This window comes from Flavobacterium sp. P1_E4 (assembly GCF_056405915.1).
The window spans coordinates 353,122-379,383 of sequence record NZ_JBFUBE010000002.1; the positions used below are offsets into that span (position 1 = coordinate 353,122).

General features: G+C 33.9%; 23 protein-coding genes and 2 tRNA genes. 8 read left to right on the forward strand and 17 right to left on the reverse strand.

The window, feature by feature from the left end:
• Positions 1-18: 18 nt before the first annotated feature.
• Positions 19-543: a ribosome maturation factor RimM gene (rimM, locus tag AC1DY0_RS03325; protein WP_477187252.1), complete on the reverse strand. Its 525-nt coding sequence runs from the start codon at positions 541-543 to the stop codon at positions 19-21.
• 14 nt (positions 544-557) lie between these two features.
• Positions 558-1,115: a 30S ribosomal protein S16 gene (locus tag AC1DY0_RS03330; RefSeq protein WP_477187253.1), complete on the reverse strand. Its 558-nt coding sequence runs from the start codon at positions 1,113-1,115 to the stop codon at positions 558-560.
• Between the two features lie 197 nt (positions 1,116-1,312).
• Between AC1DY0_RS03330 and AC1DY0_RS03335 the strand changes: the two genes are divergently transcribed.
• Entirely contained in the window at positions 1,313-1,792 is a 480-nt protein-coding gene (locus tag AC1DY0_RS03335; RefSeq protein WP_477187254.1) for a DUF6252 domain-containing protein, read from the forward strand.
• A gap of 271 nt (positions 1,793-2,063) precedes the next feature.
• Positions 2,064-2,423: an RNA recognition motif domain-containing protein gene (locus AC1DY0_RS03340; RefSeq protein ID WP_077374089.1), complete on the forward strand. Its 360-nt coding sequence runs from the start codon at positions 2,064-2,066 to the stop codon at positions 2,421-2,423.
• Between the two features lie 108 nt (positions 2,424-2,531).
• Here the strand turns inward: AC1DY0_RS03340 and leuB are convergent, their stop codons facing one another.
• The 9 genes from leuB to leuC all read right to left on the reverse strand — a co-directional run bounded on the left by leuB (position 2,532) and on the right by leuC (position 10,264).
• On the reverse strand, positions 2,532-3,593 hold the full coding sequence (gene leuB / locus AC1DY0_RS03345) for a 3-isopropylmalate dehydrogenase (protein WP_477187255.1): 1,062 nt from the start codon (positions 3,591-3,593) through the stop codon (positions 2,532-2,534).
• A gap of 181 nt (positions 3,594-3,774) precedes the next feature.
• Positions 3,775-5,295 carry an alpha-isopropylmalate synthase regulatory domain-containing protein gene (locus tag AC1DY0_RS03350; protein WP_477187256.1) on the reverse strand — a complete coding sequence of 507 codons (1,521 nt, stop codon included), beginning with the start codon at positions 5,293-5,295 and terminating at the stop codon, positions 3,775-3,777.
• 44 nt (positions 5,296-5,339) lie between these two features.
• Positions 5,340-5,846 carry a GNAT family N-acetyltransferase gene (locus AC1DY0_RS03355; protein ID WP_477187257.1) on the reverse strand — a complete coding sequence of 169 codons (507 nt, stop codon included), beginning with the start codon at positions 5,844-5,846 and terminating at the stop codon, positions 5,340-5,342.
• A gap of 10 nt (positions 5,847-5,856) precedes the next feature.
• Positions 5,857-6,648 (reverse strand): methyltransferase domain-containing protein, encoded by a 792-nt coding sequence (locus tag AC1DY0_RS03360; RefSeq protein ID WP_477187258.1) that lies wholly within the window; start codon positions 6,646-6,648, stop codon positions 5,857-5,859.
• 4 nt (positions 6,649-6,652) lie between these two features.
• Positions 6,653-7,357: a class I SAM-dependent methyltransferase gene (locus AC1DY0_RS03365; RefSeq protein WP_477187259.1), complete on the reverse strand. Its 705-nt coding sequence runs from the start codon at positions 7,355-7,357 to the stop codon at positions 6,653-6,655.
• A gap of 15 nt (positions 7,358-7,372) precedes the next feature.
• Positions 7,373-7,693, reverse strand: coding sequence for an antibiotic biosynthesis monooxygenase family protein (locus tag AC1DY0_RS03370; protein WP_477187260.1), 321 nt, complete (start codon positions 7,691-7,693; stop codon positions 7,373-7,375).
• A gap of 56 nt (positions 7,694-7,749) precedes the next feature.
• A complete protein-coding gene (gene leuD / locus AC1DY0_RS03375) occupies positions 7,750-8,346 on the reverse strand; it encodes a 3-isopropylmalate dehydratase small subunit (RefSeq protein ID WP_116796909.1) in 597 nt (198 codons plus the stop codon).
• A gap of 100 nt (positions 8,347-8,446) precedes the next feature.
• The gene (locus AC1DY0_RS03380; RefSeq protein ID WP_477187261.1) at positions 8,447-8,833 is read right to left on the reverse strand and encodes a GxxExxY protein; all 387 of its coding nucleotides are present in this window, start codon (positions 8,831-8,833) and stop codon (positions 8,447-8,449) included.
• Positions 8,834-8,869: 36 nt separating this feature from the next.
• A complete protein-coding gene (gene leuC / locus AC1DY0_RS03385; RefSeq protein ID WP_477187262.1) occupies positions 8,870-10,264 on the reverse strand; it encodes a 3-isopropylmalate dehydratase large subunit in 1,395 nt (464 codons plus the stop codon).
• A gap of 1,320 nt (positions 10,265-11,584) precedes the next feature.
• On the opposite strand from leuC, the gene dnaE reads away from it, so the two are divergent.
• The 6 genes from dnaE (at position 11,585) to AC1DY0_RS03415 (ending at position 19,486) form a co-directional block, all read left to right on the forward strand.
• Positions 11,585-16,108 (forward strand): DNA polymerase III subunit alpha, encoded by a 4,524-nt coding sequence (dnaE, locus tag AC1DY0_RS03390; protein ID WP_477187263.1) that lies wholly within the window; start codon positions 11,585-11,587, stop codon positions 16,106-16,108.
• Between the two features lie 178 nt (positions 16,109-16,286).
• Positions 16,287-17,240, forward strand: a complete 954-nt coding sequence (locus AC1DY0_RS03395) for an outer membrane beta-barrel protein (RefSeq protein WP_477187264.1) — start codon at positions 16,287-16,289, stop codon at positions 17,238-17,240.
• Positions 17,241-17,538: 298 nt separating this feature from the next.
• Positions 17,539-17,856: a thioredoxin gene (gene trxA, locus AC1DY0_RS03400; protein ID WP_077377586.1), complete on the forward strand. Its 318-nt coding sequence runs from the start codon at positions 17,539-17,541 to the stop codon at positions 17,854-17,856.
• Positions 17,857-18,083: 227 nt separating this feature from the next.
• Complete coding sequence (locus AC1DY0_RS03405; protein ID WP_477187265.1) at positions 18,084-19,010, forward strand: DUF58 domain-containing protein; 927 nt, start codon at positions 18,084-18,086, stop codon at positions 19,008-19,010.
• Positions 19,011-19,096: 86 nt separating this feature from the next.
• A tRNA-Asp gene (locus AC1DY0_RS03410) sits at positions 19,097-19,170 on the forward strand.
• Positions 19,171-19,412: 242 nt separating this feature from the next.
• Positions 19,413-19,486, forward strand: a tRNA-Asp gene (locus AC1DY0_RS03415).
• Between the two features lie 536 nt (positions 19,487-20,022).
• Here AC1DY0_RS03415 and AC1DY0_RS03420 read toward each other — a convergent pair.
• The 6 genes from AC1DY0_RS03420 to AC1DY0_RS03445 all read right to left on the reverse strand — a co-directional run bounded on the left by AC1DY0_RS03420 (position 20,023) and on the right by AC1DY0_RS03445 (position 26,262).
• Complete coding sequence (locus AC1DY0_RS03420; protein WP_477187266.1) at positions 20,023-21,321, reverse strand: protein kinase domain-containing protein; 1,299 nt, start codon at positions 21,319-21,321, stop codon at positions 20,023-20,025.
• The gene (locus AC1DY0_RS03425) at positions 21,318-21,977 is read right to left on the reverse strand and encodes a metallophosphoesterase (protein ID WP_477187267.1); all 660 of its coding nucleotides are present in this window, start codon (positions 21,975-21,977) and stop codon (positions 21,318-21,320) included. The genes AC1DY0_RS03420 and AC1DY0_RS03425 overlap by 4 nt, the downstream gene beginning before the upstream one ends.
• A gap of 114 nt (positions 21,978-22,091) precedes the next feature.
• The gene (locus AC1DY0_RS03430) at positions 22,092-22,649 is read right to left on the reverse strand and encodes a hypothetical protein (protein WP_477187268.1); all 558 of its coding nucleotides are present in this window, start codon (positions 22,647-22,649) and stop codon (positions 22,092-22,094) included.
• A 2-nt stretch (positions 22,650-22,651) separates the two neighbouring features.
• Positions 22,652-23,401: a SinI family restriction endonuclease gene (locus AC1DY0_RS03435; protein ID WP_477187269.1), complete on the reverse strand. Its 750-nt coding sequence runs from the start codon at positions 23,399-23,401 to the stop codon at positions 22,652-22,654.
• Between the two features lie 40 nt (positions 23,402-23,441).
• The gene (locus tag AC1DY0_RS03440) at positions 23,442-24,701 is read right to left on the reverse strand and encodes a DNA cytosine methyltransferase (RefSeq protein ID WP_477187270.1); all 1,260 of its coding nucleotides are present in this window, start codon (positions 24,699-24,701) and stop codon (positions 23,442-23,444) included.
• Positions 24,702-25,284: 583 nt separating this feature from the next.
• Complete coding sequence (locus tag AC1DY0_RS03445; protein ID WP_477187271.1) at positions 25,285-26,262, reverse strand: hypothetical protein; 978 nt, start codon at positions 26,260-26,262, stop codon at positions 25,285-25,287.

Consider the following 26,262-nt stretch of genomic DNA (forward strand, 5'->3'; position numbering starts at 1 on the left):
AATTATCGATTAAACTTTCTAAAGATACATTTCAATCAAGCCTTCCGGTAAATCCATAATGACTTTTTTGTTTTCCCTGTCAATTTTTACAAGGAAATGATCAATCATTGGAATTAAAATCTCGGTGTCTCCTTTAAGTACTTCGAAAAGTGGTTGAGCAGTAGTGTCGTTGATAGATTGAATTTCTCCAACATATCCCAAACGTTTGTCTTCTACTTCAAAGCCAATAACTTCATGAAAGTAGAATTTGTTACCTGTAAGTTTGGGTAACATTTTTAAAGGAAGGTATAAGTCATTACCTAATAAGGCATCGGCTTCTTCTTCGGTATTGATATCTTCAAAACGAATTCTGAGGAAATCATTTTTGTGTAATGAGCTATTTTCAATAAAAAAAGGAACCAAGTGTTTGTTGCATTCAACAAACACTGATTCCAAGTTTTCGTATAACTCAGGTTCGTCCGTGTCTAAATAAGCAAGAACTTCCCCTTTGAAACTAAATTTTTTGGCGATTTTACCCAAATAGAAACAATCTTCTTTACGCATTTTCGCCTTCTAAATTATGCTTCAGTTGTTTCGTTATTTTCTTCTGCAGCAGGAGCTTCTTCAGCTTCAGCAACAACTTCTTCTTCAATAGCAGGAGTTGCAGCAGCAATAGCGTCAGCTTCAGCTTGTGCAGCAGCAGCTAAACGTTTTGCATTTACTTCTTGTTCTGCTTTAAAAGCTTTAGCTTTAGCATCAGCTTGCGCTTTAGATAAACCATCTTTTTTAGCATCAACTTTTCCAGCTTTAGCTTCTAACCAAGCAGCTAATTTTGCATCAGCTTGTTCTTGAGTCAAAGCACCTTTACGAATACCTCCATCTAGGTGGTGTTTCAATAAAGCACCTTTGTAAGAAAGAATAGCTTTTGCTGTATCAGTTGGTTGAGCACCATTGTGCAACCATTTTACTGCGCTATCCAAGTTCAATTCGATAGTTGCAGGGTTTGTGTTTGGATTGTAAGTACCAATTTTTTCTAGGTATTTACCATCTCTTTTTGAGCGAGCATCTGCTGCTACAACCCAGTAAAAAGGTTTTTGTTTTTTACCGTGTCTTTGTAATCTAATTTTTACTGACATAATCGTATGATTAAATTTTGAGGTACTCGACCTCGATTAATTAAGGGTGCAAAGATACATCTTTTATCGAAATTATCTAAAAAGTTTATTATTTTAGTGATTAATAGTTTATTAGCTGTTTTTTTGTCTTTATTTTAAATAAGAAAACTCACAAATTAGCTCGAAAACCTTTATGTTTGTGAATCAAAATCAATTTTATGAGTAGGTTCTTTTCGGTTATAGCCCTGTTTTTTGTTTTAGTATCCTGTGAGGATCAAGTCAAATTTAATAATCCTGCCGTTCAAGGATTAAAAAACAATGTGCTTTGGCAAGCCACTTTGTTTAATGCTGTTCAGGCTGCTGACGGTTCTTTGACTATTCAGGCATATCAAAAAAATGAAATTTTAACGCTGACAACTTCGGCTACATCGGTTCAAACTTATCCTTTAGGAGTTAATCTTATCAATAAAGCTACATTAGTAGAAAAAGTTGGTGATGTAAATACTATTTTTTCAACGGGCATAAATAGTGGCGATGGCCAAATTGTAATCACAGAGTTGGATGTGGTAAATCATACCATTACAGGTGAATTTAAGTTTAATGCAATAAACATAGCTATTGATCCTTTGACGAAATCAAATGTAAATTTTCAGAAAGGGATTTTTTATAAAGTGCCATTAACGATAGCCACAAAATAGTCAATATTTAAATGTAAAAACCGATTTTGGATAAAAAGAAAAGGGATTGTTTTTTTTGTTAAAAAAATAATAATTGAGGGTCTTTGAGGAACTATTTCGGTTGATTTTTAAATTAATAAAGAAATAAAAGTTAGTTTTTTATCGTAGAAATAGAGATTTGTTAAAAAGCAAAATAGAGGCATATCATAAATTATATCATAAATAAGCTAATTTATAGTTGTTTAGAAAAAAAATAGAGTACATTTGCTTCAATTATTATAAATAAGTACTTATGAATATTTTTGTTGGAAGCCTTCCATTCAGTATTGAGGAAGCAGATTTAAGAGAGTCTTTCGAGGCTTACGGAGCAGTTGATTCAGTTAAAATTATCACAGATAAATTTACAGGAAGAAGTAAAGGATTCGGATTTGTTGAAATGACAAATGACGATGAAGCTCAAAAAGCAATTGACGAATTGAACGGAGCTACTGTTCAAGGACGTGCAATCGTTGTAAACAAATCTGAACCAAAACCAGAAGGCGAAAGAAGAAGTTTTAACAACAACCGTGGAGGTGATTCTCGCGGAGGTTATGGTGGAAACAGCCGTGGTGGAGACAACCGTGGTGGTGGAGACAGAGGAGGAAGATATTAATATTCTTTTCAATCATATATAAAAAGGTGTCAATGTAAATTGACACCTTTTTTGTTGCGTTATGTTTGTAGTAGTAGAGGTACATTAAGGTGTACCTCTACATATAACTTATAAATTTGCTACCAACCAATCACCAACTTCACTGGTAGAATATGCTTTTGATCCTTTAGCTACTAAATCTTCGGTTACGATTCCTTGTTCCAATGATTTGTTAACTACGGCTCTGATCGCTTCTGCTTCTGCTTTCAATCCAAAAGCATCTTCAAACATCATAGCGGCTGACAAAACTGTTGCCAATGGATTAGCAATATTTAATCCTGTAGCTTGTGGATAAGATCCGTGGATTGGTTCGTATAATGAAGTATGTTCACCAACTGATGCTGATGGCATTAATCCCATTGAACCAGAAATTACAGACGCTTCGTCAGTTAAGATATCACCAAATAAGTTTTCAGTAATCAAAACATCATAAGAGTTAGGCCATTGAACTAAACGCATAGCAACAGCATCCACAAATTCATAAGAAACTGTAACTTCTGGATAATCTTTCTCCATAGCTTGAACAGTTTCTCTCCAAAGACGAGAAGTTTCTAATACATTGGCTTTATCCACACAACACAATTTTTTAGAACGTGTCATTGCCAATTCGAAACCTTTTTTTGCCAAACGTTGAACTTCAACTCTTGTGTAAACACAATTGTCAAAGGCAGTTTCTCCGTCGTCTCTTCTTCCTTTTTCTCCAAAATAAATTCCTCCAGTTAATTCTCTTAAGAAAACCAAATCAGTTCCTTCGATACGTTCTCTTTTTAATGGAGAATTATCTATTAATGATGGGAAAGTAAAGGTTGGACGTACATTGGCAAACAAACCTAACTTTTTACGCATTAACAATAACCCTTGCTCCGGACGAACAGGTGCGCTTGGATTGTTATCGTATTTCGGGTGTCCAATAGCTCCAAAAAGAACAGCATCGGCAGCCATACAAATTTCGTGAGTTTCGTCTGGGTAAGGAACACCAACGGCATCAATAGCACAAGCTCCCGTAAGTGCGGGTGTCCAAGTGATTTCGTGGTTGAATTTTTTGGCAATGGCATCCGAAACTTTAACTGCTTCGTTAATTACTTCTGGTCCGATTCCGTCTCCGGCTAAAAGGGCAATGTTGAATTTCATTGTTTTTTATTTTTAAGTTTCTAAGATTCTGAGTAGCTAAGTTTCTAAGATTTTTTAAAAAAGTCTGCAACTTAGTATCGTTTTTAATTATTTTTCAAATTTCTAAGATTCTGAGTAGCTAAGTTTCTAAGTCTGTTTTTGAAAACTTAGAAGCTTAGATTCTTAGCAACTTAGTGTCTTTTTAATGGATCACATTTAACATTTTTTGAGTGGCAATAATAGCGGCAACGGTTTGATCAGAATCAAGTCCTCTCGTTTTAAATTCTTTTCCGTTGTTGGTCCAAGTGATGATGGTTTCGCATAAAGCATCCGAGCTACTGCCAGGAGGAATACGAACTGCATAATCGACTAATTTAGGCAAAATCATCTTTTTGTTTTTATAAATTTTGGAAAGGGCATTCATAAAAGCATCAAATTGACCGTCACCTTGTGCATTTTCTTCAAAAATTTCACCGTCGATTTTTAAACATAGAGTAGTAGAAGGGCGCAATCCTTTGGCGTGAACCAATACATACGATTCCACTACAATTTTTTCTTCATAAGATTGACTGTCCAATACATCTGAAATGATATATGGTAAATCTTCTTTGGTAACTGTTTCTTTTTTGTCTCCCAATTCGATGATTCTTTGCGTAACCAATTTCAAATCTTCTGGATTTAGTTTCAATCCCAATTCTTGAAGATTTTTTTCGATATTGGCTTTGCCCGAAGTTTTTCCTAAAGCATATTTTCTTTTTCTTCCAAAACGTTCAGGAAGTAAATCATTAAAATACAAATTGTTTTTGTTGTCTCCGTCAGCGTGAATTCCTGCAGTTTGTGTAAAAACATTATCACCTACAATAGGTTTGTTGGCGGGGATTCTATAGCCGGTAAATGTTTCAACGAGTTTACTTACCGAGTATAATGAGGATTCTTTTATATTGATTTTCACCTCAGGCATAAAATCATTAATGACGGCAACAGTACTTTCAAGCGGAGCATTTCCAGCGCGTTCTCCCATTCCGTTTACGGTAACGTGTAAACCGTTAATGCCAGCTTTTACAGCTTCCATTACATTGGCAATACTTAAATCATAATCGTTATGAGCGTGGAAATCAAAATGAATGTTAGGATATCTTGCAGTGATTTTAGATATAAATTCAAAAGTGTCCGATGGAATAAGAACACCTAAAGTATCTGGCAATAATATTCTTTTAACGGGTTGTGCCACCAAAAAATCCAAATATTGAAAAACATATTCAGGAGAATTTCGCATACCGTTGCTCCAGTCTTCAAGATAGACATTGGTGGAAATTCCGTTTTCGTTTGCCAAAGCAATAGACTGTGCAATTTCGGCAAAATGCTGTTCCGGTGTTTTTTTTAATTGATGGGTTAAATGATTTAAAGAGCCTTTGGTCAATAAGTTTTGAACTTTTGCTCCAGCTTTTTTCATCCATTCGATAGAAATTCCACCATCTACAAAAGCCAATACTTCGATTCTGTCGGTATATCCTTTTTCTTCAGCCCAGGACATAATTCCGCTCACACCTTGAAATTCACCTTCACTTACACGAGCTGATGCAATTTCGATACGGTCAATATTTAGTTCTTCTAGCAATAATTGCGCAATGGTTAACTTTTCTGCAGCAGAAAAGGATACTCCCGAGGTTTGTTCACCGTCGCGGAGTGTAGTATCCATTATTTCAATTTTTCTTTTTTCCATATTGCTTTTTGTATTCCTTTTAAAAAGGGTATTTTATGTTTTTACTATTCTACTTTGATTTCAAATAGACTCAATGTTATTCCTTCATAATGTTTGGGTAAACCGTCATAATCCGGGGTGATAATTCCAAGGAAATTAAAACCACATTTTTGATAATAGTCGATTAAGGACTCGTTATCTCCCCAAGTATCCATTCTCAAAAAAACCAAATTATTTTCTTTTGCAAATTGCAATCCCCAATCGATTATTTTTTCTACAAAATGATGACCTCTGAATTTTGGATGCGTCACAATTCGATGAAAATAAACGGCTTTGTCGATATTTTTCTCTTTCCAAATACTTTTGTCTTCGAATGTTATCGCAAAAACACAAGCAATTTCACCATCAATTATGATCTTCCATTGGCGATTTTCAGCAATTTCTGTTTCTACTAATGCTCTGTCAAAACCTTGCCATTGTTTATTGAACTTAGTTTTTTGATAGGCTATTGCCATATCATAAAATTCAAAAATACTGTCTATGTCTTCAATCGTGCTGGACTTGAAATTCATCTTGATAATTTTATATTTTTCCTCGCACTTCATTTAATTTCATTGTCATAGAAATTGCTTCGGTTTCTATCCAATGGTTGTATTCTTCTATGGCCTTCAATCGTAATTCATTGTCTAAATAACCTTCTTCTACCATTTGAAGTGAACTTGCCACTTTTGACCAAATTCCTATTTTCGTTTTGTAATCTGAACGCTCTTCATTATAAAGTTCATCAGAATTAATTTTTTCAATAGTATGAAAACCTGCTTCCTTTAATAAATTAGGTAAATCTTTAGCAATTTTATTATTCATTCCTGCGTCTTGTCTCCATTTTAAGAACGTATTGTAAAAAGCCTGCATACTTTCTGGCGGTGATGGATTCCAATCTAGATTTGTATGATCATAGTCCAAAATGGAGATTTGTCCATTTGGTTTCAAAAGTGATTTCATTTTTAATAAAGCCTCTTTTGGATTGCTCAACCATTGCAATACTCTGGCTGAAACTATTAAATCAAATTTTTCGTCTGGATTGAAATCAAATAGATCAACGTGAATTAATTCTAAATTCTTGACGTTCTGATGAGATTCCTTTCCGCTTAAAATTAAACTTTCGGTGTTATCAATTCCTGTAACTTTTCCGTTTTCGCCAACTATAGCAGCAATGTCTTTTGAAATAAAACCTGTTGCACAACCTATATCCAAAACATTCATGCCCGGTTTTAAGATAGAAGAAAGATGTCTGTAATCATTAGTCAGACTTCTGTCATTATATACTTTATTAGCATCTTGATTGTCTCTTTGAATGTGTTTGTTTGCTTTCATAAGATTATTTTATACCTCCGAATACGGAGAAATTACTGTTTTTATGTAAAACGTCTACATATGAAAAACCAACTTTTCTCAATACTTCCAATTGGTACATCACCGATCTTGGAGTATCTTCTTTGGCAATATAATCGAACACATTTTTTTGATATGCTTTTCCTCCCACACCTTCTAAATAATCAGCATACCGTTTCCACATCAATTGATCAATCGCAGGATGGTCGTGTTTTATTAAATCTGAAATCCAAAAACAACCTCCCTTTTTTAAACTTTTATATATTTTAGAAAAAACAGCTTCCCATTCCTCATCAGATCTTAAATGATGCATCGCTGCTCCGGTTACCACAATGTCAAAAGTTTCGTCTGGCAATTCCATATTCAAAAAATCAGTTTGAATAGTAGTGATTTTCCCTTCTGAAACTTTGAAAATTCTTTCTTTTGCTTTATCCAACATCGGTTGGCTCAAATCAATCAAAGTGGAATCAAAATCGGGGATTAACCCTAATAACTTTAAAGTATAATTACCCGCACCACAGCCCAAATCCAAAACTTGTTTGGCGTCGGGACAACAGGCGCTAGCCGCTTGAGTCAATAATTCTAAACTCAAAGTAGCATCAACGGTACTGATTTGGCCTGTTTCTAAATTAGAAAAACGCTCTACTTCATTGTCAAAACGCTGTTGTATTTCAGATAATGTTGATTTCATATCTATGATTTAAAATTATTTTTTGTTCTCCAAAACCATTTCATAATGCTCCACAACAGGGAACGGATTGTAATAATGGTGCAATAATCTTTTCCATTCTAAATAGGCTTCAGATTCTCTAAACCCTACTGTATGATCTTCTAATTTCTCCCAATTGACCAACAGCAGGTATTTATTTTCCTCCTCAATGCATTTTCTTAAACTATGACTTGCATAGCCTGAAATGGATTGTATGAACTGACTAGCGATTCCAAAATCTCTTTCAAAATTTTGTTCTTCGCCTTTTATTACCTTCAGAACAGCCATTTCTAAAACCATATCTATTTTTATATACAAACCCGACAGATTTAAAAAATGTGTCGGGTTTCTTAACTAATTATTTTTTGTTTTTTTTAGTAAGGCAGTTTATCTGCAAACCCTGTAATCTCTTCTTTAATGTTTTGCAAGTAGTCAATATCATCAAATCCGTTAATCATATTGTTCTTTTTGTATCCATTAATATCAAAAGATTCTTTTTGACCAGTTACTTTAAGCGTAATGGTTTGCTCAGGCAAATTAATTTCCAATTCTGTATTTGGATCTGCTTCGATAGCTTTGAAAATAGTTTCAGCAAACTCTGGGCTTACTTGTACTGGTAAAACACCAATGTTCAAGCAATTTCCTTTGAAGATATCTGCAAAGAAACTAGAAACAACAGCACGGAATCCGTAATCGTAAACCGCCCAAGCTGCGTGCTCTCTTGAAGAACCCGAACCAAAGTTTTTTCCGCCCACTAATATTTTTCCGCTGTATGTTTTATCGTTTAAAACAAAATCTGCTTTTGGAGTATCGTCTCCATTGTATCTCCAGTCTCTGAAAAGGTTGTCTCCAAAGCCTTCACGTTTAGTAGCTTTCAAGAAACGAGCTGGGATGATTTGATCCGTATCAACGTTTTCTATTGGTAGTGGCACTGCACTACTCGTAAGGATGTTAAATTTATCGTATGCCATTTTTAAATTATTTTACCGCAAGGACGCTAAGGCGCAATGCTATTTTATTATTGGTTTTCAGCAAAGGCGCAAAGGCTCGATGCATTTTTATATCTTAATTCTAATAATTATTTACAAATCTTTTGAAGCCATTTTTGATAATTGGAACATTAAAATTAATTAGAAATCCCATTCTTTTATCAGCTAATTTAAGATATGATATTATTTGTGCTTGATGTACAGGTAATATTGTATCTACAGATTTTAATTCTATTATTATTTCTTTTTCAACTAAAATATCAATCTTGTATTCCTTTGATAAATCAAAACCTTTAAAATGTAAAGGAATACCAAATTGACTTTCTGCTGAAACATTTCTCAATTGCAATTCTCTTAAAAGACACATTTCATATACAGATTCTAATAAACCAGGTCCCATAATTTTGTGAACCTCAAGACTAGCTAAAAATATTTGTTTGGCTAATTCTTCGTATTTATCTATATCCATATTTTCTTTGCGTCTTAGCGCCCTTGCGATGAAAAATTACATCAATTCTCTTGGATCTGTCAGTTTTCCTGTAACTGCTGCTGCTGCTGCCATAATTGGCGAAGCTAACAAAGTTCTTGATCCAGGACCTTGACGACCTTCAAAGTTTCTGTTTGATGTACTTACAGCATATTTTCCGGCAGGAACTTTGTCGTCGTTCATTGCCAAACAAGCTGAACAACCTGGTTGACGCAATACAAAACCAGCTTCAGTAAGTATGTCCAAAAGACCTTCTTCTTTGATTTGTGCTTCTACAACGTGAGAACCAGGAACTAACCAAGCAGTTACATTGTCTGCTTTTTTTCTTCCTTTTACAATTTCAGTGAATGCTCTAAAATCTTCAATACGACCATTGGTGCAACTTCCTAAGAAAACAAAATCAATTGGTTTTCCAATCATTACGTCGTCTTCGTGGAAGCCCATATAGGCTAGAGATTTTTTATAAGTTTCCTCTCCACCTTCCACTTGGTTAGCGTTTGGAATATGTTTTGTGATACCAATTCCCATTCCAGGATTGGTACCGTAAGTAATCATTGGTTCAATATCTGCTGCGTCGATGTTTAATTCAGCATCAAAAACGGCATCAGCATCAGTTTTCAAAGTTTTCCAGTAAGCAACCGCTTTTGTCCAAGCTTCTCCTTTTGGAGCGTATAAACGACCTTCCAGGAAATCGAAAGTTTTTTGGTCAGGAGCAATCATACCACCACGAGCACCCATTTCGATACTCAAGTTACATACGGTCATACGACCTTCCATTGACATTTCTTCAAAAACATTTCCAGCGTATTCAGCAAAATATCCAGTACCTCCAGAAGTTGTCAATTGTGCAATAATATATAGTGCAACGTCTTTTGGACCCACACCTTTACTTAAAGTTCCATTAACGTTGATACGCATTTTCTTTGGTTTTGGCTGCATAATACATTGAGTAGCCATAACCATCTCCACCTCTGAAGTTCCGATACCAAAAGCAATAGCTCCAAAAGCACCGTGAGTAGAAGTATGAGAGTCACCACAAACGATAGTTGCACCAGGCAAAGTAATTCCGTTTTCAGGACCTACAACGTGAACGATACCATTTTTTTGGTGTCCTAATCCCCAGTGTGAAATACCATATTCAGCTGCATTGTCTTCCAACGCTTTCAATTGGTTTGCAGATAAAGCATCGGCAACTGGTAAGTGTTGGTTTATAGTTGGTGTGTTGTGATCGGCAGTTGCAAAAGTACGCTCAGGATACAATACCTTGATACCTCTTTCTTTTAAACCTAAAAAAGCTACAGGACTAGTCACTTCGTGAATAAAATGACGGTCAATAAAAAACACATCTGGTCCATCTTCTATTTTACGCACCACGTGCGAATCCCATACTTTGTCGAATAATGTAGTACTCATTTTAACTATTTTTTAGTGTATTTCTCTTTTATAATCTTGACAGTCTCCTATCAATTATACCATTGGCAACAAATTTAAAAAAGAAAAGAGAGGCGTCAATTTCGAAAAGCGTTTATATACGATACCCAAAAGGGCTTTACAACACTATTGCACTTTAGTTCGTTGTTTTCGATAAAAAAATACACTTTCTAAATTTGACTTTGAATTCCTTTTCAAAGTAGATTTGATGCTTTTTGTTCTGTTTTTAATAATTTGCAAATTTATTACAAATAAAACGCATAAATATCTAATTTGATTGAAAAATCACAACAAATATTAAAAAAATAGTGATTATTGTTATGTTTTATATTCTCAAAATTTACTCAAAATGAATCAAAAAACCAATTTATGAAGGGGTAAATAATGCCGTTTTCGAGTTTTTTGACCTTCTTTTTTTTGCTAAAATACTACGACATCCAAAAAAGAGAAGAGATGAATATTTGATTAGAAAGTAGGTTTTTGGATGAATCTAAAACTATAAATAAGTTGGGCGTGCCACCGTTGAGAAAAGGGGCTTGCTTTTCGCACCGCTTATACAGCCCCTTTCCTCAACGCTGTCAGGCTGTCCGCTACTTCGGTAGCTAGCTTCTATCCCTCACGCGTCTGTAAGAACATTTGCGTCTGCAAGAAATATTTGTTTTACGAACGAAATTTGAAATTCCGAGAACTAATAGGTTCCTAATGGACGATTGTTTTTCGTTGCATCTAAATATGCATTGATTAAAATCCATTGCGAGCAACGCGCTATATTATAGTAATGGATTAAAGTCCGCTGAAAACAGGTAGGAAGCACCAATACTATTAGTACGTCGAACCAATAGTATTGGTAGGTCGTACCAATAAAACAGGTAGTTCGAACCAATAGTATTGGTTGGTCGAACCAATAAGACAAGTAGGTCGTACTAATAGTATTAGTAGGTCGTGCCAATAAAACAGGTAGGTCGTACTAATACTATTAGTAGGACGTACCAATAAAACGAGTATGAAACACTAATACTTTGGAATCAACGTCTCGTTTATGTCATTTCTAAATATCTTCATGTGTTGATTAATATTCGAAAAATGTTCGTTTTTATAAATGAAATTTTGGATCTACGGTTAAATCCTAGTTTTGTAAAAAGTCGTTTTTGTTAATAACTTAAGACTCTCAATCCCCATAAAAAAACCTAAATTTGAACTTCCACCATTTTGTGTTTGAACACTTTTTACTGTCCATAAAATCAATATTTTAGGATAATAAAAGTTAGCAAATTGGAACTTTAATTTTGCTTTTCAGAAACTATGTACTTAATATTCGATACCGAAACCACAGGATTACCCAAGAAATGGGGGGCACCCATTTCTGATACCGACAACTGGCCAAGATGTATTCAAATCGCGTGGCAGTTGCACGACGATATGGGGAAACTCATCGAGCATCAGGATTATTTGGTAAAACCTGAAGGATTCAATATTCCCTATGATGCCGAGCGTATTCACGGAATCTCTACCGAATTGGCCGAAGCCGAAGGGATTTCTTTGGCTGAAGTTTTGGAGAAATTCAATATAGCTTTAGGCAAAGCCAAATTTATTGTGGGTCAGAATCTAGGTTTTGATATCAATATTATGGGTTGTGAATTCTACCGAATGGGCGTTACTTCGCCTATGGGTGAAATGCCAATTTTGGACACTTGTACCGAGGTTACCGCTTCATTATTGAAATTACCGGGAGGACGTGGAGGAAAATTCAAATTACCTACGTTAACCGAATTACATAGTTATCTTTTCAACGTTCCTTTTGCGGAAGCGCACAATGCCACCGCCGACGTTGAAGCTACCACTCGTTGTTTCTTGGAATTAATCCGTAGAGATATTTTTACCAAAGAAGAGCTCGATGTTGAGGTAGGTTATTTCAAGGATTTCAAAAGTAAAAATCCACACGAAATTGAGCTGATAGGTTTAAAACACATTAACCTAAAAGAAGCTTCAGAAAGAATCCGACTTCAATTTGGTGAAAAACAAGCCGTTTCGATTTCCAAAGAAGAACTTACAGAGAATAAAAAAGTATTGGTAGATGCGACTTTTGCGCATTTACACAATCATACACAGTTTTCGGTTTTGCAATCAACAATCGCAATCGGAGCTTTGGTTTCGGTTACAGCCAAAAATAAATTTCCTGCCGTGGCAATGACCGACACCGGAAATATGATGGGAGCTTTCCATTTTGTGAGTGCGGTGATGAATCACAACAAAGCGGCTTCAGCCAAAAATGCAGCTTTGGTTGAAAGTGGGGAAGAACCAACAGAAACAGAAATCAAACCTATAGTAGGTTGTGAGTTTAATATCTGTGAAAACCATTTAGACAAATCCAAAAAAGACAATGGATATCAAGTCGTTTTGTTGGCCAAAAATAAAAAAGGCTATCACAATTTGGCTAAAATGGCTTCTATTGCTTACACTGCAGGTTTTTATTATGTACCAAGAATCGACAGGACGATTGTCGAAAAATACAAGGAAGACATCATGGTTTTGTCTGGAAATTTATATGGAGAGATTCCAAGTAAAATTCTGAATATAGGCGAGAACCAAGCCGAAGAAGCTTTGATTTGGTGGAAAGAACAGTTCGGTTCCGATTTGTATCTTGAAATAATGCGACATAATCAAGAGGATGAGAATCGGGTAAACATAACCTTGGTTGAATTTTCAAAAAAGCACGATGTAAAATTAATCGCTACCAATAACACCTATTACGTAAATAAGGAAGATGCCAATGCACACGATATTTTGTTGTGCGTAAAAGATGGTGAGAAACAGGCAACGCCTATTGGTCGTGGTCGTGGGTATCGTTATGGTTTGCCTAATCAGGAATACTATTATAAGTCGGAGGAGGAAATGAAAAAACTCTTTGCTGATTTGCCTGATGCGATTACCAATATTCAGGAAATTGTAGATAAAGTCGAAATTTACTCGCTGTATCGCGATGTATTGCTTCCGAAATATGATATCCCTGAAGAATTTGTTAATCCTGAAGATGAAAAAGATAATGGAGTCCGTGGAGAAAATGCCTATTTGAGGGATTTGACCATGATAGGTGCGAAAAAAAGATACGGAGATATTACTCCCGACATTCAGGAACGTTTAGATTTTGAGTTATTGACGATTTCGAATTCGGGTTATCCTGGGTACTTTTTGATTGTTCAGGATTTCATCGCCAAAGCAAGAGAAATGGATGTTTCCGTTGGTCCTGGCCGTGGATCGGCTGCGGGTTCTGCCGTAGCTTATTGTTTAGGGATTACCAATATTGACCCGATAAAGTACGATTTGCTTTTTGAGCGTTTCTTGAATCCTGATCGTGTGTCTATGCCCGATATTGATATCGATTTTGATGACGAGGGGCGTGGACGTGTAATGGATTATGTAATCAATAAATATGGAGCCAATCAGGTGGCGCAGATTATCACTTATGGTAAAATGGCAACCAAATCAGCCATTCGTGATACTGCTCGTGTATTGGATTTGCCGCTTTTTGAAGCCGATAGAATTGCTAAACTGATTCCGGGAATGATGCCGTCCAAATGGAATTTGGCTCGTTTTATTTCGGAAAAAGAAGAAGATGTCAAAAAAGCCTTGAGATCGGATGAGTATGAAAATGTAAAAGAACTGATCGCTATTGCCAATGAAGACAGTTTGGCTGGAGAAACCATTCAGCAGGCGAAAATTCTTGAAGGATCAATGCGGAATACCGGTATCCATGCCTGTGGGGTAATCATCACCCCATCGGATATTACCAATTTCGTTCCAGTAACTACCGCCAAAGATTCGGATTTATATGTAACCCAATTTGACAACTCCGTTGCAGAAAGTGCCGGACTGTTAAAGATGGACTTCTTGGGTCTGAAGACCCTAACTTTGATAAAAGATACCGTAAAATTGGTAAAGTATCGAACCGGAATTCAACTGGATCCTGATACTTTCCCGATAGACGACGTCAAAACGTATGAGCTGTTCCAAAGAGGAGAAACGGTTGGGATATTTCAATACGAGTCACCTGGAATGCAAAAATACATGAAGGACTTGAAACCGACGGTTTTTGGAGATTTGATTGCGATGAATGCCTTGTATCGTCCGGGACCTTTGGAGTACATACCTTCTTTCGTTCGAAGAAAAAATGGAGAAGAACCTATCGTATATGATTTAGATGCCTGTGAAGAATATCTTGGGGAAACTTACGGAATTACGGTTTATCAAGAACAGGTGATGCTTTTGTCCCAATCGTTGGCAGGTTTTACCAAGGGTGAGGCGGACGTTTTGCGTAAAGCGATGGGTAAGAAGCAAAAAGACGTACTGGACAAAATGAAACCTAAGTTTGTTGCCCAAGCAGCAGAGAAAGGACATGACGCAAAGGTTTTGGAGAAAATTTGGAAAGACTGGGAAGCTTTTGCGAGTTACGCATTTAATAAATCGCACTCCACTTGCTATGCTTGGATCGCTTATCAAACGGCTTTTTTAAAAGCGCATTATCCTGCTGAATATATGGCAGCAGTTTTGTCGAATAACATGAGTGATATCAAGCAGGTTTCTTTCTTTATGGAAGAATGTAAACGCATGGGTTTACAAGTTCTTGGACCCGATGTCAATGAGTCGTATTATAAGTTTACGGTAAATGATGATTACGCAGTCCGTTTTGGGATGGGCGCTATAAAAGGTGTTGGTCAAGGTGCTGTGGAAACGATTGTAGAAAACAGGAAGGACGGAAAATACAAGTCTATTTTTGATTTGACCAAGCGTATTGATTTACGCGCAGCAAATAAAAAAGCATTAGAAAACTTAATTCTGGCTGGTGGGTTCGACTCGTTCGAAGGAACAACCAGAGCTCAATATTTTCATGATGATGGTGATGGAATAACCTTTTATGAAAAATCCATTAAGTATGGATCCAAATTTCAGGAGAATGAAAATTCATCACAGGTGAGTTTGTTTGGTGAAAGCAGTGATGTGCAAATTGCTGAACCGGTGGTGCCTCCATGTGAAGACTGGAGCACCATGGAAAAATTGGCCAAAGAGAAAGAGGTAGTTGGAATTTATATTTCTGGACATCCGCTGGATGATTACAAATTTGAGATGAAATATTTTTGCAATGCCAAACTCGAAGCTTTGAAAAACATGGAAATGTATGTGGGTAAGAATTTGACTTTTGGTGGAATTATTACCAATGTGCAGCATCGTGTGGCCAAGAACGGAAAAGGATGGGGAACCTTTGTGTTGGAAGGCTATGACGAGAGTTATGAATTTAAAATTTTTGGGGAAGAGTATTTAAAGTTTAGGCATTTCTTTATTCAAAATAATTTTACGTTCATGAAGATCCTGATAAAAGAAGGTTGGGTAAATCAAGATACGGGCAAGAAAACAGATCCAAGAATGCAGTTTGTACTCGTGCAATATTTACAGGATGTGTTGAGTACTTTTGCCAAGAAATTGATCCTTTTGCTGAATATTAAAGATATAGAGACTGAATTTATTCATAAACTAAATCGTCTTTTTCAGGATTATAAAGGAGAAAACACTGTGGCTTTTGAAATTATGGAATTGGAAAAAATAAAGCGAATCGTTGAAGCAACTCCTGAGTTTGCCGAAAATGAAGAAGAATCTTTTGTGGATGAAAATGAAGAAGCAACAGAAGTAGTTGAAATAAAGCCAGTCACAGAGGTAGAAGAAATAAAAGTAGTGACCAAATTATCTATGCCGAGTAGAAAGCTAAAAGTCCAAATTTCGAATGAATTATTGTTTGAATTGGAGAAAATGCAGATTAATTTTAAATTAAATTGATTTTTAAAAGTTAAATTTTCAGATGTATTTTGTGTTTTTTAGTTAAAATTATGCATGCATAGTAAAAAAAAGACGCAAGTATTAAAAATAGTGTTAATTAGGTATTGAGGCGCTTAAAGTGATTTTAAAGAATAGTTAAAATTATTTTAAGTTTGCGCAAATTAATTAACAAAAAATCATGAAAAAGAGTTTATTATTATTCGGATTATTGGTCTCTACAATGACTATGGTAGGACAAACCACAAGTACTGCAGACAGTAAGCCAGAAACTTGGTATTTTAAATTAGGAGGTTCTTATTTTATGCAAACTGCAGCTACAGAATTTCCAACCGTTGGAGGACAACCTGCAAACAGAGATGTTTATGAAGGGGGCCCTGGAAGCAATAAATTAGTTTCAAGAGAAAGTGTTACAGGTTCTTTTGGAGAAGGTTTTAGAAGTGGAATTACAGCGGGTTACCGTTTTTCTACTCGTTTAGGAGTTGAGATGGCTGCTAATTATTATTCTAGTCAAAGTAAAACTATGGCTCAAACTACTAATAGACTTTATGCTTATAATCCAAATACTACTGCAGCGACTTATTTGAGTTTTGATGCAGAAGGGAAAATTAAAGCTTTTGATTTAGCTCCAGCATTAGTATTGTTTTTAGGTGAATCTCATGGTTTTGAACCGTATACCAAAGTAGGTGTAATTGTTCCAATTCACGGTACTTTAAATATTGATACAAACAAAGAATTGTTGACATATGCAGGAGGTAATCTTGTGAATACTACCAAAATTTCTCAAACTGATGTTGTAAAACCAAATGCAACAGTTGGTTTTATGGCTTCTATAGGTACTTCTTATAAATTAGGGAATCATATCTCTGCTTTTGCTGAGATCGAATACCGTAATTTTACAGTACACGGAAAAACTAAAGAAACTACAGATTATTCTGTGAATGGAGTTGATCAATTAAGTACGCTTTCTACAGCTGCAATCCATACTAATTATGGAGATAAATTAACTTCAACTTCAAATAATGCACTAACAAATCCTAATGGAGTTGATACTACAAAACCAATGGACGAATTGAGTTCTTATGTTGGAATTAGTGGATTGGGTCTGACTCTTGGATTGAAATACAGCCTATAATCAAACACGATCGAAATAGAATGAAGACCTTCTGAAAAGAGGGTCTTTTTTTTAGGGCTAAATATTTTGAAATCCGGAATGCCCTAGCCCCGATGGAAACGGCATCCTGTTGTCCCGGTGTTCGGGACAATAGATATAGTGTACAGCGGGAAATAGCTCCAAATCAATTTTAAAATAGCAATTAGTAATACATTTATAATGAAAACTAATTTGGGAATGGTATTTGGTTGGTTTTTAATTTCTAAATTTGTGCTCTAGTTAAAACAAATTAGCATTTTAAACATAAAATAAAAATAGTATGGCATTAGCAATAACAGATGCTACTTTTGAAGAAGTAGTTTTGAAATCGACACAACCAGTAATGGTAGATTTTTGGGCAGCATGGTGTGGACCTTGTAGAATGGTTGGACCAATCATTGACGAACTTAGCAACGAGTACGAAGGTAAAGTAGTTGTGGGTAAAGTTGATGTAGATGCAAACCAAGAATTTGCTGCAAAATACGGTGTTAGAAACATTCCAACAGTATTGGTTTTCCATAACGGAGAAGTAGTAGGAAAACAAGTGGGAGTAGCTCCAAAACAAACGTATGCAGATAGTTTAGACGCATTGTTGTAATCGGTAACGGTTATAAGTTTATATAAAAAGGTTTGGCGAAAGTCAAGCCTTTTTTGTTTTTAAGCATTTTGTTGCGTTAAAATTTTCACCATTAAGATATTAAGTCAGTTAAGCTTAATGACGCTTAATTTCTTAATGGTTAAAAGAAAACGAACCTTTTAATGGTTTGCTTTCAAATTGTCGATGACACAATGTAGTGTGTTCAAAGTTTTTTATACATTTGGAATATGAAGATCGAATCGCAAATAGAAAAAATATCTAGTTTTCAGCATTTGGAATTGTTGGCAAATCAAGTGGTGGAAGGTTTTATTTCTGGAATGCATAAAAGTCCGTTTCATGGATTTTCGGCAGAATTTGCCGAGCATAAAGTATATAATGTAGGGGAAAGTACCAAACACATCGATTGGAAGTTGTTTGCCAAAACTGATCGATTGTACACCAAGTGTTTTGAGGAAGAGACTAACCTGAGATGTCATATTATTATTGACAATTCTTCGTCGATGCATTATCCTAAATTGAAGGACGATCAGCAGTTTTATGAAAGTAAAATAGGTTTTTCGGTATTGGCTTCGGCGGTTTTGATGAACCTGTTGAAGAAACAACGTGATGCCGTGGGATTAAGTGTGTTTTCGGATAGTTATGAATATTATGCTCCTGAAAAAGGAAGCGATCGTCATCATAGGATGATTTTGAACAAACTTGAGAGTCTTTTGGATAGTTCTAAAGAGAAGAAGCAAACGGATACTATTACTTATTTACATCAGATAGCCGAGAAAATCCATCGCCGTTCGATGATCATTTTGTTTACGGATATGTTTCAGTCTGAAAACGAAGAAGCTCTTTTTAATGCCCTGCAACATTTGAAACACGATAAGCATAAAGTGGTTTTATTTCATGTTGTAGACAACGAAACGGAGCTTAAATTTGATTTTGACAATGCCCCAAGGAAGTTTATCGATGTAGAAACAGGAGATGAGGTAGTCATTTTTGCAGATAATGTGAAGGAGGAATACGAAAAACAGGTGGGTGATTACTTTAAAAAGCTGGCTTTAACGTGCGCTCAAAACAAAATAAAGTACATTCCTGTGGGGGTTGGTGAAAGTTTTGAAAAAATTTTGACGGCCTACCTAATTGAAAAACAAAAGTTTGGGTAAAGCAGTTGAAATTTTTTTAAAATTCTCTAATAAAAGGCTTGTGTAAATGAAAATCTATTGTATCTTTGCCACCGCAATAAAGCAGAGGTTTGGTAGTTCAGTTGGTTAGAATACATGCCTGTCACGCATGGGGTCGCGGGTTCGAGTCCCGTCCAGACCGCAATATTGGGAAAAGCCTTTCGTAACAGAAAGGCTTTTTTGCCCAAATACGGTATCTAAAGCTAGTTGTGTTGTTTCTCGTCCTATATGACGAGACCGGTTTGTAGTTAGACCAATGAAAAGCTTTCCACTTTGTGGATGGCTTTTTTGATTTTTAGGGAGTTACATTTTTTTTGATTCTTGTGTTATAAAATAGTTGCGTAAACGAAAATCTATTGTATATTTGCACTCGCAATAAAACAAGGTTTGGTAGTTCAGTTGGTTAGAATACATGCCTGTCACGCATGGGGTCGCGGGTTCGAGTCCCGTCCAGACCGCAAATATTGTTTAAAGCCTTTCCTTCACGGAGAGGCTTTTTTTATGCTTTTTCCCCAACTAAAAAATTATTGGCGAAGTTCTTTTTACTTTTTTAGTTATAATTCGCCAATATCTCATCCCCTAATTCATCCCCCGTGTTTTTTTAATAAAATTTAATGTTTTTAATTAAATATTGTAAATTATCTCCAATAAAATCAGACTATTTTAGGCATTGATTATCTTTTCGATAAGTATTTATATTCTATTATATTATTAAAGCAATACAGAGCAGATTTAGTGCTTTATTTTTTAATTTAGAAGTTGCCTTGGTTTCTAAGTTACTTCTATCCGTTTTTTTTTAGACAAAAGTTTTGTTTGTATTTAACGACCACGTTAATTTCTTGGCTTGTGTAAACAATAAACTTGCTTAGAATAAATTTGCGTTAATCCAATTGTTTTTTTGTTCCGTTCAGTAAGGGGTGATTAAAGGGGGTAGTAAAAGTGTCCAATATAAATGGTTCAGTTTTAATCAGGGTAACATGGGGGAATTATTATATTAATTAAACAAATCTGCAATCATATTATGGTAACTGTTAATATTCAAATTTATTCCTTCAGTACATCTCTGGAAATTCCCTTTATTTTTACTTTTAGAGTCAATCTCAATAACGATTCTAAACGCTAAATCATCACTTATTTCTTTATTAGACATATTTACTACATGTCGCATTACATACCACCTATTATGCGATTTTGCTAATTCGGCAGAAGTAACTACGGCTTTTGCTTTAACTTCCAAATCAGATGTTTTATTATAAATATCTAATATATATCCGATTATTACATCGCAATAATCAAACTGATAGTTTGTTTGGTAAACCCACTCAAAGTACATTAGGCAGAATTCATTAAATAATTCTGTATCTGTGTTAAAAAGATTGTCTAGAGTCTCTAAATTTATTTCATAAAAAAAAGAATAATGTAAGGCGGTATTTCTTTTTAAGAAAAACACAAAACTTTCAAATTTATCTACATCCCAATTCTGGGTACGTTTAAAATCTTCAAACCATTGATTATCTATAACAGATTTTAAAATAGGCTGTTTAGATAATACATATAACAGTTTATTTCTTAACGTAGTAATATTACTAAAGCGGTCTTCTTTTTTATGTTTAGTACATTTTTCGATTATTACACCAATTTCTCCATTAGCAGTAAGTTGCGAGTATGGAACTCGATTTCCATCGGTAAAAATATCATGTAAAATTGCTCCAAAAGAATATATATCTGCTAAGGGTGTTACTCTTCGAAATTCTGTTGTTTGCTCAGGTGCACAATAATGAACAGTTCCGTAGGCATTATTGCTAGTAGTTATAGTTTGGGATAGGATTTCTTTATCTTGGGAAATTAATCCAAAATCAGCTAACTTCCATATCCCATCGTGTTTTAAAATGTTTTGGGGTTTTAAATCTCGGTGTACAAGCCCTTTACTATGTATAAATTCCAGAGAATTTAAAATATCACCTAATCCATCAGGATTTCGATTTTGCTTTTTAGAATTAATTATCTCATTCACATACACATCTTCAGCTATTGGCATTAAAAACCAAGGGTTGTCACTAGTTAAATCGTCGTAAATAATTGGTATAAAATATTCCTTAGGCAAAAGTTTTTGGGTTTTAACTTCCCTAATGAATCTAATTTTTAATCTGTCGCAAAGTTGTTTATCTCCTAAAAATTGCGAAGAAGGACTAAAAGTTTTACGGGCATATTCATATCCATCATCACAAATTACCTTTTCGATAATTCCAAATCCTCCTTGGTTAATTACTTCTACTACTTTTAAAATTTTCATCTAATAAAGTTATATTTAAAATTTTCTAATTCTAGAATACAGATACTACCGTACTCTTCTTTTTTAAGAAAGCTTCCGTTATCAATACATATAATTTTACTTCTATTTTCTATGCTTGTAGCTATAATCTCTTTTGGAGTAGGACTATGCCCATGAATTAGTGTTCTGTTCTTTATCCAGGTCTCATCATAATATTTAAATGGTTCTCTTTCCCATAAAATAGTTTGAATATCTGCATAAGGATTTTCAATTTTCATATTTAAAGATGCATGTACAAATATGAAATTTTCAATTTCGTAGTAGTAAACAAAAGACTTGATTAAATCAATATATTTAGTTGGGATTTTATCAATAGAACTTGTCAAGAAACTTAGTAAGGTTTTTTCTCCGCCATTTTTAAGCCAACTATTTAGATTATTTATATTTCCGAAAGAATCTAAAAGCATTTGTTCGTGATTGCCTTTTAGGCAGATAAGATCAAAATTATGTTCTTTTAGCAGTAAAATTGTATCTAGAACTCCTTTGCTATCTTCTCCTCGATCAATAAAATCGCCTAAAATAATTAGACGATCTGTTTTTTTTAATTTAACATGCTTTAGAGCTTTTCTAAAAGCAGTATTATTTCCATGTATATCTGATATAACAAAAGTTCTCATAAGTATTAGTAAAAATAAATAAAGTTTTTATTTTTTTCTAAAAAACATCATTTAAAAGCATTAAAAAACATAGGTCTTATTTATCTAAGAAATCTCTAAGTTGTTTTACATTGATTAAATCACTTGTGTAAATGCTGGATTTCTTATATCCAAAACAAAACTCCCTTTTGCATTACCTTTTGTGTCATCTACTCGTTGTTGGTAAAGATGCTCAGGAGCAACTTTTAATAACTCAACTAAATCAATAAACTTTATATTCCAAACACCATCCAAAAATTCTACTTCCTTAATTGTATTACCCATTACGAATTTTACGGAATGCCATTCTACCCAAAAATATATTATTATTTCTTTGTAATTTTTCCAATATCTTTCGGCATCTTTTCGGTTAAATACAACTGCATATGTCGGGTCTATTCCATATAAATCCTTGGCTTTAAAGAAAGGAGTATTCTGGGTTTTTAAGTCGGCTATTAAGCTGTTATTTTTTAATAGATCAGGAGCAAAAGGATTTACAGTTTTTTCTGGATTAATAATTAAGCCTAGTTTCGTTCCAAATTTATTTACGAATGCTTGTTCTATTTTTTCTCCATCCTTACACCAAAGAGTTTTATTTTGTAAATCCTGGGGAGTAATTTCGACACCGTCCTTATTATACTGTTTATAAGCCATATTCAAAGATTAATTGGCCCATCATTTACATAGATGCACTTAGGATTTTTTTTAATTGTAAAGTTTACAAAAGCTCTAAAATCTTCTTCCGAAATACCTTTTGCACCAGTCAATTCTATTAATTTTTCCCAATAGAAAGTATTACTTTGTGTAGATTTTCTTCTTGACCACTTTTTTATTTCAGTGCCACTTCGTACTCTACTGGACGAACTATTTTCGGAATTATCACTGTTTTTTATTTGCAATAATTCCCCTTTGGAATTACAAAAATCTACAGCATCGATAGAGCTTCCCCAACAGCAAACCCATCCATAATCACAAAGTTTTAAAGATAAGTATTCTTCAAGTAAATCGCCAATAATATTTTCTATAGACATTTGTAAGCTATGTCCCTCTACGATTTTTTTTAACTCAGCAGGGGATGTATCGGCTACTCTTAAAGAAAAAATTAATCCTACAATAGGATCAGAATGCGTTTTAGAAGAATTTCCAACTCTTACAGATGGTCGATTGTTGTAACCCTTTTTGTATGCATCAATAAATTTAATTACATAATCTTTTAAAGGAACAGGTTGTTCAACTTTATCAATTTTTTTAGGATAACCAAGTTTTGGAAGATTTCTAATGTCATTAAAGGCACATTTTAATACAATTTCCAAATCACTAGAATAAGATTCCTTACAGTGTTCTTTTGCATAATTTGTTATAACATCTAAATCAAATGGCTCAGTAAATTTTGTATCTACAATCATCAGTAAAATTTTTACCAATGATATGAATTATTTTATAAAATTAATCAAATAAGGAGTAGCTATTTTCCAACAAAGTGGTTTTTTCTATTTTCTTAATAAATTGGTCATAACTAGTACTAAGGTATCTGGAATGTTTAAATGTTATATAATCCTCTGTACTTAAATTATATAAATGGTTTTTAATTTCTCTTCCAATCGCTCTCCCTAGACCAACAGGTACAGCGTTTCCAATTTGCTTATACTTGTCGGTTGTATTCCCAGCTAATTTCCAATCAAGAGGAAATTCTTGGATTACTTTATATTCTTCAACACTTATAGGTCGTATTTCACTTGGATGACATAAATCAGTAGCAGGCATAGCAGGATTAGTAACTACAGTGGGGGAAGGTCTTTCCCAATTTAGTCTTCTCATAAAGCCAGTTTTACCTCCACCAAGAAAGAAAGCTTTTCCTAAAGCTTCCATTTGTAAATCAATAGGTAAATCTCTCCAATTTTGTCCACTTTTTAAATTCTTATACAAGTTTGCTCTTTTTTCAGAATAGAAAATAGATTCGTGTTTTTCAATATTTTGTAAAATTTTAAAAGCTTCTTTTATAGTTTTCCATTTAGGCAAGTCATATTCTCCATTTTCAGAGTGGGTTGGAGTAAGTCTATTTACTTTTACAGAATCTTTAGTTCCTATGATTACAACTCTTTCACGAATTTGTGGTGTCCCGAAGTTGGCAGAATTATACAAGYCAAAATTAATATTGTATCCAGCATTTTCTAACCTTTTTATTACATAATATAAAGAAGAGCCTTTTTCATTTAAAATCGATAATGGGATTTGCTCAATAATTTCATCTTTCTCGTCTATTTGTAATATAGAAGACATAAGTCCTCTCACATTTTCTATAACAAAATATTTAGGAGATATTTCTTCAATGATTTCTAGATATTTTAGAAAAACGTTTCCTCTTGAATCAGCAAACCCTAATCTTTTTCCAGCAGTACTAAAAGCTTGACAAGGTGGCCCTCCAACAATAACATCGACTTGGTTTTTGTTTTTTAATCCAGAAAATTTTAAAATATCTTCAACAGAATAATTTCTAATATCTCCAATAAGACCAATGTTTGGTTTGTTTAAAGTAATCGTATTTCTACAGGCTTTGTCAAATTCGCAAGCCAATACAACATTAAATCCTTCTCTTTCTAATCCTATATCTAGTCCAAGTGCACCAGAGAAAAAAGAAAGGGTTGTCAGTTCTTTTTCTTTAACTTTTACTTTGGAAATTTTGTCTTCAATCACTTCTTTTATCATTTTGCGAAGTTATAAAATTTTATTTTTTATTTTAAAAATCACCCCATTGATTTAAGGCCGCATACAGAATAAAATTTGCATGCATAGATATTTTACTATTAAGTTCTAAATAGTGCTTAAAATCAATTGGAAAAGCTGTTATCAGGCAATATTTTAATTGGTTGTTTTATTAAAGAATACGAAACCTGCATTTTAAAAATTAATTAAATTGTTTCACTAATTATTTGCAGATTCAACATAATTTCAAGGAATTTGTTGTGTTTATTGTCATTCAGTTTATTATCGACAATAAATTAGTCTTGCAATCATTATGTAAACAGTTTCTGTTTTTAAGTAACTGGCTCAGATTATATTTCTTGTGTTTACTTGATTCAGCTTTGTATTATTGTTCTAATCTGTTTTAATACAACACTGTTTTCATAAAACATTGTTTTCATTCAACTGCGTTTTCATTCAAACAGTGTTTCATTCAACCAGTGTTTTTTCCCATATAGCGTTTTTCCCCATATAGCGTTTTACTTATACTCTGTTTTTTCCCATACAGCTTTTCATAGTTTCATAGTATTTATTAGTTATTATAGTATTATACATTACCCTTGTTATATAATCTATTTAATTTTTTCCTTAATTCTACAAGTAATATACCTTTTAAGTCAATATCATTAGTAATAAAGCTTCTGTATATATTGATTAATTCTTTATAGTCTTTATTTTTGTTATTCGTCTTTATTGATTTATCAAACAAGGCAGAGAATTTAACAATACCCATATCTTTCATTGCCTTAAACATCAATTGCTTTTTCAAAATTGGTACGTTATTAATTTCAATTATTTTTTCTTCTGAAATTGTATCTACAAACACAATGGCAGTCATATGTTTTTCAATTGTTTGGGATAACTCATTCCAGTTATCTTGTATTCTCCCAAGAGTATCGAATTTGCCTTTTAAGGTAGTTCCAGAAATTTTTTTAGCATTTATTTCAAACCGTAGAAAATAAAACTTTTTGTACACATTTTTTTCAATATTTGTCCAAATAATATTCTTGTTCATTTCAAGGTATTTGTCATAAAGAACAATTCCGTAATTTTTAAATTTAAAGTATAATGTAGTTTCTTCAAAAACTACTCTTTCTGCATTTCGCAATTTGACAAAGCATTCAATTATGGATCTCATATTAGATTTTAATAAGAGGGTAACGCCTATTTCTAATTTTGTTACTATCATCTTTTTAAGATCATCTACATCAATTTTAATCCCTTTAGCAATTAACTCAATGCATTCTATATATTGGTCAAGATTTAGATCACTTCTCGAATTTTCTTGGAAATACCACTTTCTGAGACTACCGCTAATACTCAAAGAAAAAACATCTGTTTTTATATTAAGTGTTAATAATACTTTTAAGGTGTAAGCTTTTTTTGGTGTTTTTGGGTTGTATAATTTAGCAACCAGAAATTTTTTATTATAAATAAAGCCATCATTATTTTTGGGCTCTTTCCAATCAAAAGTGCCTTTTTTAAGATTATAAACTGGAATGTGTATCTTAATGTTATCAATCAT